The 12,872-nt window shown below is 66.1% G+C and carries 8 protein-coding genes and 1 pseudogene; 2 read left to right on the plus strand and 7 right to left on the minus strand.

Going from position 1 to position 12,872, the window contains the following annotated elements; all coding sequences use genetic code 11:
* The first annotated feature begins 3 nt into the window (after positions 1-3).
* Complete coding sequence (locus tag ACWPV3_RS13250; protein WP_312733422.1) at positions 4-1,044, plus strand: L,D-transpeptidase family protein; 1,041 nt, start codon at positions 4-6, stop codon at positions 1,042-1,044.
* Between the two features lie 4 nt (positions 1,045-1,048).
* On the opposite strand, the gene ACWPV3_RS13255 is transcribed toward ACWPV3_RS13250, so the two are convergent.
* From ACWPV3_RS13255 to rpsL, 6 genes and pseudogenes are all read right to left on the minus strand, one after another.
* Positions 1,049-2,245, minus strand: coding sequence for a carboxylesterase family protein (locus tag ACWPV3_RS13255; RefSeq protein WP_453978149.1), 1,197 nt, complete (start codon positions 2,243-2,245; stop codon positions 1,049-1,051).
* Positions 2,152-2,643, minus strand: a complete 492-nt coding sequence (locus tag ACWPV3_RS13260) for a carboxylesterase family protein (RefSeq protein ID WP_453978150.1) — start codon at positions 2,641-2,643, stop codon at positions 2,152-2,154. Before ACWPV3_RS13260 ends, ACWPV3_RS13255 begins: the two co-directional genes overlap by 94 nt.
* Positions 2,644-2,867: 224 nt before the next feature.
* A pseudogene (gene tuf, locus ACWPV3_RS13265) lies at positions 2,868-4,060 on the minus strand (elongation factor Tu).
* Positions 4,061-4,168: 108 nt separating this feature from the next.
* On the minus strand, positions 4,169-6,247 hold the full coding sequence (gene fusA, locus ACWPV3_RS13270; protein WP_453978151.1) for an elongation factor G: 2,079 nt from the start codon (positions 6,245-6,247) through the stop codon (positions 4,169-4,171).
* Between the two features lie 135 nt (positions 6,248-6,382).
* Positions 6,383-6,856 carry a 30S ribosomal protein S7 gene (gene rpsG, locus ACWPV3_RS13275; protein ID WP_166623005.1) on the minus strand — a complete coding sequence of 158 codons (474 nt, stop codon included), beginning with the start codon at positions 6,854-6,856 and terminating at the stop codon, positions 6,383-6,385.
* Positions 6,857-6,937: 81 nt separating this feature from the next.
* On the minus strand, positions 6,938-7,312 hold the full coding sequence (gene rpsL / locus ACWPV3_RS13280; RefSeq protein WP_021697983.1) for a 30S ribosomal protein S12: 375 nt from the start codon (positions 7,310-7,312) through the stop codon (positions 6,938-6,940).
* Between the two features lie 413 nt (positions 7,313-7,725).
* Between rpsL and ACWPV3_RS13285 the strand changes: the two genes are divergently transcribed.
* Entirely contained in the window at positions 7,726-8,541 is an 816-nt protein-coding gene (locus tag ACWPV3_RS13285; RefSeq protein WP_453978152.1) for a hypothetical protein, read from the plus strand.
* A gap of 60 nt (positions 8,542-8,601) precedes the next feature.
* Here ACWPV3_RS13285 and rpoC read toward each other — a convergent pair whose 3' ends face one another.
* Positions 8,602-12,798 (minus strand): DNA-directed RNA polymerase subunit beta', encoded by a 4,197-nt coding sequence (rpoC, locus tag ACWPV3_RS13290; protein WP_453978153.1) that lies wholly within the window; start codon positions 12,796-12,798, stop codon positions 8,602-8,604.
* Positions 12,799-12,872 lie beyond the last annotated feature (74 nt).

The raw sequence follows: 12,872 nt of genomic DNA on the forward strand, positions 1-12,872 counted from the left end.
CTGATGAATCGTCGCGTCCTGTTTGCGTCCGCCCTGTCCCTCGTCGCCCTCGCCGCCTGTTCGCGCGACAACACCCCCGACCGTTCGTCTGCGGACGCCGGAATCGGCCGCGCCGGCCCGCTGTCGCGCGACGCTATCGAGAACGCGGCCTATACGCCGCCGCCAGCCGATGTCCCGGCGCCCCCTGGGCAACCCGCCCAGCCCCAGCCTGCCCTGATCCGCGCCCAGGTCCTGCTGGAGCGCGCGCGCTTTTCACCCGGCGCCATCGACGGCCTTGAAGGCTCGAACATGAGACAGGCCGTCGCCGCCTTCCAGAAGGCCAACGATCTGCCGACGACCGGCCGATTGGATGACGGCGTGCAGGACCGCCTGCGCCGACAAGGGGCCGGTCCCGTCACCACCCTCTATCGCATCACCCAGGCCGATCTGGACGGCCCCTATCTGGGCGTGGTCCCGACCGAGCTGGAGGCTCAGGGCCAGGCGCCGCACATGGGTTACGCCAATATCGTCGAGGCCCTGGCCGAACGGTTCCATGTCACCGAGGCCCTGCTGCGGGCCATGAACCCCGGCGCCGACTTCAACCGCGCAGGCCAGGCCCTGCTGGTCCCCGCCGTCAACACGACGCCTCTGGCCGCCGACGTCGACCACATCGACGTGGACAAGCGCGAGGGTTCGGTGCGCGCCTTCGCCGCCGACGGTCGACAGTTGGCCTATTTCCCCGCCACCATCGGCAGCGGCGACAATCCGACGCCCAGCGGCACGGTCAAGGTCAACGGCGTCGCCCGCAACCCCGACTATCTCTACGACCCGTCAAAGCTCAGCTACGGCGACGGCAAGAAGAAGGTTCTGGTCAAGCCAGGCCCGAACAACCCGGTGGGCGTCGTCTGGATCGACCTGAACAAGCCCAGCTATGGCATCCACGGCACGCCCGATCCGCATCTGGTCGGCAAGACCGCCTCGCACGGCTGCGTGCGCCTGACCAACTGGGACGCCTGGACCCTGGCCGACAAGGTCAAGCCCGGCGTGACCGTGCGGTTTCTATAAGGCCTCAGTGGACGGCGCCGAACGAGGTGCCGTCCCAGAAGTCGCACTGATGGCGGGCGAAGAAGTCCTCGTCCAACCGGTCGCCTTCGGGGCTAAAGACGCGCACCGGCCCGTCGCCTTCCACAGCCGGCCAGTCGGCACCAAAGTCCGTCTGGCCGAAGCCCGCCCACAGCGCCTGCATTCGTCCCGACAGGGCCTTCTGCTCGGGCGTGAACCGCTTCACGTCGGCGAAGATCCAGCTGGTCCCGAACACATAGGCCAGTTCACTGGCGTGATAGGCGCCCAGGTCCAGCCCGACGATCCAGCGCGGCAGAACGAAGGGTGCGTTGCGGTCCGCGAACTCATAGCCGTGCACCGGCACGAACCGCGACAACTGACGCCGCAGGGCCTGAGACGGACAGGCGAACCTCTGGTCCGTGAACTGGGTCGCGATAGCGTAGGCAGGCCCCGCCGGCCCGACGGGGTAGCGCGCCAGCACCCGCGCCCCCTCGTCGCCATACATCCAGACCGTCTCCTTGTCGTAACGGTCCATTGTCTTGACTTCGTTGGCGAACAGCCGCCCCTCGTCCAGGTTGGAGCCGACGATGACCGGCACGCGCACGAAGCGCCCATGGGCGAAGGCGACTGCGGGGTTTTCCGGCACGGTCGCATCCGTATGCACCGGCCCCCAGGAGCCGAGTCCGTTGATCCCCGCCCGCACCGAGGCCGCCCGCGACAGCCGCCAGGCCGGTAGGCCCTTCAGACACCTCACCTGATCCTCGCCCGTGCAGCCCAGCCGTTCGGCGAACAGCCCCCCCGAAGCCGCCGCCGCCTCGGCGCCGACCAGGGACGACGGCTCCAGACAGCCACCGCTTTGCAAAATGACCCGCTGGAACAGACCCTCCGATCCCGGCGAGGTCATCAGATAACAGGCGGTCCAGGCTCCCGCGCTTTCGGCGAACAGAGTCACGTTCGACGGATCGCCGCCGAAGGCCACGATATTGCGATGGACCCAGCGCAGGGCCGCCTGCTGGTCCATCAGGCCGAAATTGCCGCCGAACCCCTCACCCTCGGCCTGAAATCCTGGATGGGCCAGCCACCCCAACGCGCCCAACCGATAGTTCAGCGTCACGACCACCCGCTTCTGCTCGCGCGCCAGCCTGGACGGGTCGTAGTTGGCGCCCGCCCCGATGGTGAAGGCCCCGCCCGGCGCATAGACCATGACCGGCAGGTCCGTGGCCTCACCCGCCTTAGCGCATAGATGTTCAGGAACAGACAGTCCTCGGACCCGACCACGATCCCGCCGCCCCCGCCCAGGATGGCGCGCCGCCCCAGCGCCTGGGTGCAGTCCGCCCCGATCCGCGTGGCGTCGCGCGTTCCGGTCCAGGCCTCGACCGCGCCCGGCGCGCGCCAACGTCGGTCTCCGACCGGCGGCGCGGCGTAGGGCACGCCCAGGAAAGCCCGCACGCCATTCCCCTCGACGCCCCGCAACGCCCCCGCCTCCGTCGTCGCCGTCACCGGCCGGGCGTCGGCTGCGAACCGCACCTGATCGACCTTGCCGGGATGGGTGGCGCAGGCGCCGAGCAAGACAAGAAGGGCGAGAAGCAGGAACGGACGCATAGGGACCCTTGGAGTCGGAACGAGGACAATACCTGAAGCCGCGGTCGGTTTCCGCCGGGCGAAGCACCGCCCGTGCGACGTCCGGGCCTCGGTCGGCGAACCCACATTCACAAAGCAGAAGCGGCCCCCGGATGTTTCCGGGGGCCGCTCTGTTACGCGACTGTTCTGGTTGGCCTAGGCGCGCCTCGCGGAGGCGCACACTTGAGGCCGGACCGTCGGGTATATTACTCGATGATCTTGGCGACGACGCAAAGCGCCGACGGTGCGGCCGCCTTCACGGATGGCGAAGCGCAGGCCCTGGTCCATCGCGATCGGCGTGATCAGTTCGACGTTCAGCTCGGCGTTGTCGCCCGGCATGATCATCTCGACGCCTTCCTTCAGCTGAACGATGCCCGTCACGTCCGTCGTGCGGAAGTAGAACTGCGGGCGATAGTTCGTGAAGAACGGGGTGTGACGACCGCCTTCTTCCTTCGTCAGGATGTAGGCTTCGGCCAGGAACTTGGTGTGCGGGGTGATCGAACCCGGCTTGCACAGAACCTGACCGCGCTCGACGTCTTCACGCTTGGTGCCGCGCAGCAGCACGCCGACGTTGTCGCCCGCCTGGCCCTGGTCCAGCAGCTTGCGGAACATTTCCACGCCCGTGCAGGTCGTCTTCTGGACCGGACGGATGCCGACGATCTCGACTTCCTCGCCGACCTTGATGACGCCCTTCTCGACGCGGCCCGTGACCACGGTGCCGCGGCCCGAGATCGAGAACACGTCTTCGACCGGCATCAGGAAGGGCAGGTCCACCGGACGCTCCGGCTGCGGGATGTAGGCGTCGACGGTTTCCATCAGGGCCAGAACGCGCTGTTCGCCGATTTCCGGGTTCACGCCGTCGGTCGCGGCCTTGGCCGAACCCTTGGTGATCGGGATTTCGTCGCCCGGGAACTGGTACGACGAGAGCAGCTCGCGCACTTCCATCTCGACCAGTTCCAGCAGCTCTTCGTCGTCGACCAGGTCGACCTTGTTCATGAAGACCACCAGGGTAAGCACGCCGACCTGACGGGCCAAGAGGATGTGCTCGCGGGTCTGCGGCATCGGGCCGTCGGCGGCCGAAACCACCAGGATCGCGCCGTCCATCTGCGCCGCGCCCGTGATCATGTTCTTCACATAGTCGGCGTGGCCGGGGCAGTCGACGTGGGCGTAGTGACGGTTGGCCGTCTCATATTCCACGTGCGCGGTGTTGATCGTGATGCCGCGCGCCTTCTCTTCCGGCGCAGCGTCGATGTCGGCGTAGTTCATCGCCTTCGCGCCGCTAAACCTTCGCCAGCGTCATCGTGATCGCCGCCGTCAGCGTCGTCTTGCCGTGGTCAACGTGACCAATCGTGCCGATGTTGCAGTGCGGCTTCGTGCGTTCGAACTTTTCCTTGGCCATTCTCTAGCTCCTAGGTCCCCGAACCGGGGTTCCTGTGGTTTGGGGGTGAAGGACGCCCGGTCCTTGCGGTCCGGGCGCATATAGGTCCGCTTTCCGAAAAGGGAAAGCTTAGGCGTACTTCTTGATCACTTCGTCGGCGACGTGTTGCGGCACCGGCTCGTAGTGGTCGTACTGCATCGTGAACTGGGCGCGACCCTGCGACATGCCGCGCAGCGTGTTCACATAGCCGAACATGTTGGCCAGCGGCACGAAGGCGTTCACGACGGTGGCGTTGCCGCGCATGTCCTGACCCTGGATCATGCCGCGACGGCCGTTCAGGTCGCCGATGACCGAACCCAGATACTCTTCCGGGGTCACGACCTCGACGGCCATGATCGGTTCCAACAGCTTGGGTCCGCCCTTCTCGCGCAGTTCCTTGAAGGCGGCGCGCGAAGCGATTTCGAACGCCAGGACCGAGGAGTCGACGTCGTGGAAGGCGCCGTCCACCAGGGTGGCCTTGACGTCGATGACCGGGAAGCCGGCCAGCAGGCCGTTGTCCTTGGCCGACTTCAGGCCCTTTTCGACGCCCGGGATGTATTCCTTGGGCACCGCGCCGCCGACGATGGCGGATTCGAAGACGAAGTCCGAACCCGGCTCGCCCGGCTCGAACACCAGCTTGACGCGGGCGAACTGGCCCGTACCGCCGGTCTGCTTCTTGTGGGTGTAGTCGATCTCGGCGCGGCGGCTGATCGATTCACGATAGGCGACCTGCGGCGCGCCGATCTGGGCTTCGACCTTGTAGGTGCGCTTCAGGATGTCGATCTTGATGTCCAGGTGCAGTTCGCCCATGCCCTTCAGGATCGTCTGGCCCGACTCGTGGTCGGTCGAGACCGTGAAGGACGGATCTTCCGAAGCCAGCTTGGCCAGGGCGACGCCCAGCTTCTCCTGGTCGGCCTTGGTCTTGGGCTCGACGGCGATCTCGATGACCGGCGCCGGGAACTCCATCTTCTCCAGGATGACGGGCGACTTGATCGGGTCGCACAGGGTGTCTCCGGTGCGGGTGTCCTTCAGGCCGGCCAGGGCGACGATGTCGCCGGCGTAGGCTTCCTTGATGTCCTCGCGGTTGTTGGAGTGCATCAGCAGCATGCGGCCGACGCGTTCCTTCTTGTCGCGGGTCGAGTTCAACAGCCCCATGCCCGTTTCCATCTTGCCCGAATACAAGCGGCAGAAGGTCAGCGAGCCGACGAAGGGGTCGTCCATGATCTTGAACGCCAGCACCGACAGGGGCTCGTCGTCCGAAGCCTTGCGCACGACGGGCTCTTCGGTCTTGAAGTCGATGCCCGGGGTCGGCGGGATGTCGATCGGCGACGGCAGATAGTCGACCACCGCGTCCAGCAGCGTCTGCACGCCCTTGTTCTTGAAGGCCGAGCCGCACAGGATCGGATAGAAGGCGCCGGTCAGCACGGCCTTGCGGATGCACTTCTTCAGCGTCTCGACCGAAGGCTCCGTGCCTTCCAGATAGGCTTCCATCGCCTCGTCATCCAGTTCGACGGCGTTGTCGATCAGGTACTGGCGGGCTTCATTGGCCTTGTCGATCAGATCGGCCGGGATTTCACCGACGGTGAAGTTGGCGCCCAGGGCGTCGTTGTCCCAGACGACCGAACGCATTTCGACGACGTCGACCAAGCCCTTCAGATTCGATTCCGCACCGATCGGGAACTGGATCGGCACGGCCTTGGCGCCCAGGCGGTCGCGGATCGACTGGACCGAAGCGTCGAAGTCAGCGCCGATCTTGTCCATCTTGTTGACGAAAACGATGCGCGGAACCTTGTACTTGTCGGCCTGGCGCCAGACGGTTTCCGTCTGCGGCTCGACGCCGGCGTTGCCGTCCAGCACGGTCACGGCGCCGTCCAGCACGCGCAGCGAACGCTCGACTTCAATGGTGAAGTCCACGTGGCCGGGGGTGTCGATGATGTTGAGGCGCTTCTCTTTCCAGAAGGCGGTCGTCGCGGCGGACGTGATGGTGATGCCGCGTTCCTGCTCCTGGTCCATCCAGTCCATGGTGGCGGCGCCGTCGTGCACTTCGCCGATCTTGTGCGACTTGCCGGTGTAATACAGGATCCGCTCGGTCGTCGTGGTCTTGCCCGCGTCGATGTGGGCCATGATGCCGAAGTTGCGGTAGTCTTCGATTTTATGCGTGCGGGGCATAGGAGCGTCCCTTGGGGGCTTCGGACGCCGAAAGCGCCCATCGGAATGTCGGATAAGACGGCGCGGGCGATTTAGCTCAAACCGCCCGCGCCGGATAGTCTCAGATAGTCACCGCAGTTGGCGGTTTTAAGACGCTTACCAGCGGTAGTGGCTGAAGGCGCGGTTCGCTTCGGCCATCTTGTGAGTGTCTTCGCGCTTCTTGACCGCGGTGCCGCGGTTGTTCGAGGCGTCCAGCAGTTCGGCGGCCAGCTTCTCGGTCATGGTGTTCTCGCCGCGCTTGCGGGCGGCGTTGACCAGCCAGCGGATCGCCAGGGCGCGACGACGGTCCGGACGGACCTCGACCGGCACCTGATAGGTGGCGCCGCCGACGCGACGCGAACGGACTTCGACCGCCGGGGCGACGTTGTCCAGCGCGGAGTGGAAGGTCTCGACCGCGGTCTGGTCCTTCTTCTTCTCGGCCAGGATGTCGAAGGCGCCATACACGATGTTTTCGGCGACGGCCTTCTTACCTTCGTACATGACGTAGTTCATGAACTTGGTGACGATCAGGTCCCCGAACTTGGGATCCGGCAGAACTTCACGCTTCTGGGCGCGGTGACGACGCGACATGGAGTATTCCTTGCAGTGCCCGGCCGACGCCGGGAAGATCTCGAAAAGACCTCCGGGCGCGACGGCCCGGAGAGAAACGGCTTACTTCGGACGCTTGGCGCCGTAGTGCGAACGGCGCTGCTTGCGGTCCTTGACACCTTGCGTATCCAGCACGCCGCGCAGGATGTGATAGCGAACGCCGGGCAAGTCCTTCACGCGGCCGCCGCGGATCAGGACGACCGAGTGTTCCTGCAGGTTGTGGCCTTCGCCGGGGATGTAGCACACGGCTTCGTAGCCGTTCTTGGCCAGACGGACCTTGGCGACCTTACGCAGAGCCGAGTTCGGCTTCTTCGGGGTCGTGGTGTAAACGCGGGTGCAGACGCCGCGACGCTGGGGCGAACCCTCCAGGGCCGGAACCTTGTTACGGACGGGCTTGGGCTTGCGCGGCTTGCGGATCAGCTGGTTGATCGTAGGCATATGAGACAGGTCTCGACTTCTATGGGGGGCGTGTGTCTTTCGACCGAGGCGCCCCGCGCCTTCTTTTGTGAACGAGGGACCATTCCCCCGCCCGGGTGTCATCGAGACTGATACCGTAACGACAAACAGCCCTCCGTTTCGCCCCGGCGAACCGGAACACGAAAACACAAAGGGCCGGAACGCGCGCTTCGGGCGTTCCGGCGGCGCACAGGCCGTCCGTTCGATTGTCACGATCTCAGCAACCGGCGAACCGGCCACGCCTCGAAAGTGCGCGGCTTCTACGCGCGATGAGGAGAAAGGTCAAGAAGGCCCCGACCGCCTCGCCGCCCGGTCTCGAACCGGGCGCGCATCCGCCTGAAAGCGGCCACGCTTCTAGCACAGCTTGTCCGCCCTGGAGGCGGGAGGCGCAGCGATTGGCGATCATACGATCCCATAGACCCGACTGGCGCAAGGCCGGGCTTGCGGCGGCGTCGGTGGCGATCAACACCGCCCTGATCGCGGCGCTGGCCTATACGACGCTGGGGATCAGGGCTCGCGACCTGCGGATAGAGCCGCCCCCGATCTATCTGGACATCGAGCCTCGCCCGCTGCTGCCCGACGAACGGCCCAGGCCGCCGGTCGTCTCGCCGCCCGAGGCGCAGCCGAACGTCGCCCGCTCGGCGTCGTCCGCGCCGTCGTCCGCGCGCACGATCCAGGCGCAGGTTCCCGCTCAGGTTCCAGATCGTCCCTCCCCTTGCGTCCCCGTCTGGCCGCCCCCCGCGCCCGAGGACGCACCGCCGCCGCCAGACGTCTGGCGCGTCGATCCGGCCAACCGCGAGGCCGCCATGGCGCGGTCCCTGCGTCAGGGCCTGATCGGCTGCGCCTCGCCCGAACGGCTGAGCGAAGCCGAGCGCCGCACCTGTCGCGACGATTTCGGCCGCCGCGCCGCCGCCGCGCCGCCGATCAGCGGCACCGGCAATCCTCGACGCGACGCCGAATTCGCCCGCCAGGGCGCGCGTCGACTTCAGCAATGGGAGGCACAGCGTCGTCCGCTCTCCGGCGGCGTGGGCGTGGTCGGACCGGCCGACTGCATCGGCTCCAACTTCGGCACCGGCTGCGCCGGCGCGCATCTGGACCCGTCCTTCGCCCCGGATTCCAGCCGCAATATCCGCACCCGCCGCGATGGGCCGCCCGCATCCGGCGTCCCGATGGTTCCCGGGGCGACCGGGCCAGGCCGCGAGCCGCAATAGAAAAGGGCGACGCCGTCGCCGGCGCCGCCCTCTTCGGTTCGTTTCTTGCGAAACCGGAGATCAGCCTTCGCTGCTCTCCAGCTCCAGTTGCAGATCAGCCGGCAGCGGCTCGATCGCCTCTTCGCGGGCCTGGGTCAGTTCCGCGTCGCGCTCGTTGGCGATCTTCTGCAGCGAGCGCAGATAGGCGCCCGTGCCCGCCGGGATCAGGCGGCCGACGATGACGTTCTCCTTCAGCCCTTCCAGCATGTCCTTCTTGCCGTGGACCGAGGCCTCGGTCAGGACGCGCGTGGTTTCCTGGAAGGACGCCGCCGAGATGAAGCTGCGGGTCTGCAGCGACGCCTTGGTGATGCCCAGCAGAACCGGCTGGGTGGTCGCCGGACGACCGCCGCGCTTCTCGACCTTGGCGTTCTCCAGAGCCGCTTCCGCCACTTCGACGGTGTCGCCGCGGATCAGGGTGGTTTCGCCCGAGTCGATCACCTCGACCTTCTGCAGCATCTGACGCACGATGACTTCGATGTGCTTGTCGTTGATCGGCACGCCCTGCAGGCGATAGACCTCCTGCACTTCGTTCACCAGATATTCGGCCAGCGCCTCGACGCCCTGGATGCGCAGCAGATCGTGCGGATCCGGGTTGCCGTCGATGATGTAGTCGCCCTTCTGGATCAGATCGCCGTCGTGGACGGAGATGTGCTTGCCCTTCGGGATCAGGAACTCGACCGGTTCGCCCTGCACGCCGTCGGCGTTAGGCTCGGGCGTAATCTTGATGCGACGCTTGTTCTTGTAATCGCGACCGAATTCGACGCGACCATCCATCTCGGCGATGACCGCGCAGTCCTTCGGACGGCGCGCTTCGAACAGTTCGGCGACGCGCGGCAGACCGCCGGTGATGTCGCGGGTCTTGGCGCCTTCGGTCGGGACGCGGGCGATGATCTCGCCCGGCTTGACCTCGTCGCCGTTCGCCACGGACAGAACCGCGCCGACGGGCAGCAGGTAGCGGGCGTCGGAGCCCGAGGCCAGCTTGGCGTAGGCGTCGCCCAGGGTGACGCCCATGGCCGGACGCAGGTCCGAACCGCGCGGGCTGGCGCGCCAGTCCGAGACGACGCGCTGGGCGATGCCCGTCGCTTCGTCGGTCTCCTCCTTGACGGACAAGCCTTCGACAAGGTCCTCGAAGCGCACGACGCCGCCCACTTCCGTCAGGATCGGGGTGGTGTAGGGGTCCCACTCCGCCAGGCGTTGGCCCTTCTTGACCTCGCCGCCGTCCTTGACGCGGATGCGGGCGCCGTAGGGGGCCTTGTGCGTCTCGCGGTCCTTGCCGTCGACGACCACGGTTACGGTGACGTTGCGGCTCATGGCCACCAGGTCGCCGTGCGCGGCCAGAACGGTCGGGCCGGTGATCTTGGCGGTACCGGCATTGGTCGCCTCCATGAAGGAGGTTTCCGCCACCTGGGCCGTTCCGCCGATGTGGAAGGTCCGCATCGTCAGCTGGGTGCCCGGCTCGCCAATCGACTGGGCGGCGATGACGCCGACCGCTTCGCCGATGTTGACATTGGTGCCGCGCGCCAGGTCACGACCATAGCAGTGGGCGCAGATGCCGGCTTCGGCTTCGCAGGTCAGGGCCGAACGCACCTTGACCGACTGGACGCCGGCGGCCTCCACGGCCTCGACGACTTCCTCGACCAGATAGGTGTCGGCAGGGAACAGCACGGTGTCCGTACCCGGCTCCTTGATGTCCTCGGCCGCATAGCGACCCAGGATGCGCTGGCCCAGCGAGACCAGGACGTCGCCGCCCTCCATCACCGCGCGCAGGGTGATGCCGCGGGTCGAACCACAGTCCTGCTCGGTGACGATCGAGTCCTGCGCCACGTCCACCAGACGGCGGGTCAGATAACCCGAGTTGGCGGTCTTCAGCGCGGTGTCGGCCAGACCCTTGCGGGCGCCGTGGGTGGAGTTGAAGTATTCAAGGACGGTCAGGCCTTCCTTGAAGTTCGAGGTGATCGGCGTCTCGATGATCTCGCCGGACGGCTTGGCCATCAGGCCGCGCATGCCGCCCAGTTGCTTCATCTGCGCCTGCGACCCCCGGGCGCCCGAGTTGGCCATCATGAAGACCGAGTTGATGTCGGGGTTTTCACCCTCGATCAGCACGCGCGGCTGCGCGATCTCGCCCATCATGGCGTCGGCGATCCGGTCCGTGGCCTTGGCCCAGGCGTCGACAACCTTGTTATACTTCTCGCCGCGCGTGATCAGGCCGTCGGCGTACTGTTGCTCGTACTCCTCGACCTGGGCGCGGGTTTCGGCGACCAGTTCGGCCTTCTTGGCCGGGATCACGATGTCGTCCTTGCCGAACGAGATGCCCGCCTTGGCCGCCTCGCGGAAGCCCAGGCCCATCATCTGGTCGGCGAAGATGACCGTCGCCTTCTGACCGCAGTGGCGATAGACCACGTCGATCAGGTTCCCGATCTCCTTCTTGGTCAGGTTCTTTTCGAGCAGGCGATAGCCGACGTTCGGGTTGCGCGGCAGCAGAGCGGCCAGCTTCATCCGGCCGGGCGTCGTGTCGATGACCTTCGTCACCTCCTTGCCCTCGGCGTCCTGTTCGGTCCAGCGCGCCTTGATGCGCGTGTGCAGGGTCACGACCTTGGCGTCCAGCGCCGCGTCGATTTCGCCGATGTTGGCGAACAGCTTGCCTTCACCCGGCTCGCCGTCCTTGACCAGCGACAGATAGTACAGACCCAGGACGATGTCCTGCGACGGCACGATAATCGGCTTGCCGTTGGCGGGCGACAGGATGTTGTTCGTCGACATCATCAGGACGCGCGCTTCCAGCTGGGCCTCAAGGCTCAGCGGGACGTGAACGGCCATCTGGTCGCCGTCGAAGTCGGCGTTGAAGGCGGTGCAGACCAGCGGATGCAGGCGGATGGCCTTGCCCTCGATCAGCTTGGGCTCGAACGCCTGGATGCCCAGACGGTGCAGCGTCGGCGCGCGGTTCAGCAGAACCGGGTGTTCGCGGATCACCTCGTCCAGGATGTCCCAGACGGCGGGCTGCTCGCGCTCGACCATGCGCTTGGATTGCTTGACGGTGCCCGACAGGCCCTTGGCGTCAAGGCGCGCATAGATGAACGGCTTGAACAGCTCCAGCGCCATCTTCTTGGGCAGGCCGCACTCGTGCAGCTTCAGTTCCGGACCCACGGTGATGACCGAACGGCCCGAATAGTCGACGCGCTTGCCCAGCAGGTTCTGACGGAAGCGGCCCTGCTTGCCCTTCAGCATGTCGGCCAGCGACTTCAGCGGACGCTTGTTCGCGCCCGTGATGACGCGACCGCGGCGGCCGTTGTCGAACAGGGCGTCGACCGATTCCTGCAGCATCCGCTTTTCGTTGCGGATGATGATGTCCGGCGCCCGCAGCTCCATCAGGCGCTTCAGGCGGTTATTCCGGTTGATGACCCGGCGATACAGGTCGTTCAGGTCGGACGTGGCGAAACGGCCGCCGTCCAGCGGCACAAGCGGACGCAGTTCCGGCGGAATGACCGGCACGATCGTCAGGATCATCCACTCGGGCTTGTTGCCCGATTCCAGGAAGGCCTCGATCAGCTTCAGGCGCTTGGACGCCTTCTTGGCCTTCATTTCCGAGGGATTGTCGGCCAGCTCGGCGCGGTGCTTTTCAGCCTCGGCGTTCAGGTCGATGCCCATCAGCAGGTTGCGGACGGCCTCGGCGCCGATCTCGGCGGTGAAGCCGTCGTCGCCGTACTCTTCCTGGTAGCGATAGAACTCGTCTTCCGTCAGCAGCTGGTTCTGCTTCAGCGGGGTCAGGCCCGGCTCGGTGACGATGTAGTTCTCGAAGTAAAGGACGCGCTCGACGTCCTTCAGCGCCATGTCCAGCATCAGCGAGATGCGGCTGGGCAGCGACTTCAGGAACCAGATGTGAGCGACCGGGGCGGCCAGTTCGATGTGACCCATCCGCTCGCGGCGAACGCGGGCCAGGGTGACTTCAACGCCGCACTTCTCGCAGATGATGCCCTTGTACTTCATGCGCTTGTACTTGCCGCACAGGCATTCGTAGTCCTTGGTCGGGCCAAAGATACGGGCGCAGAACAGGCCGTCACGCTCGGGCTTGAACGTGCGGTAGTTGATGGTTTCCGGCTTCTTGATCTCGCCGAACGACCACGACCGGATCTTCTCCGGCGAGGCCAGGGCGATCTTGATCTGGTCGAAGGTCGGCGTGACCGGGACCGGGTTGAAGATGTTCAGGACTTCCTGGTTCATCTTGATTCCTTCTGCGGGAAAGACCCGCGAAAATTATTCAGAACGGAGAGGCAGGCGGCGGAAGCGCCCTCCCC

Source organism: Brevundimonas sp. Marseille-Q4549 (genome assembly GCF_976940555.1).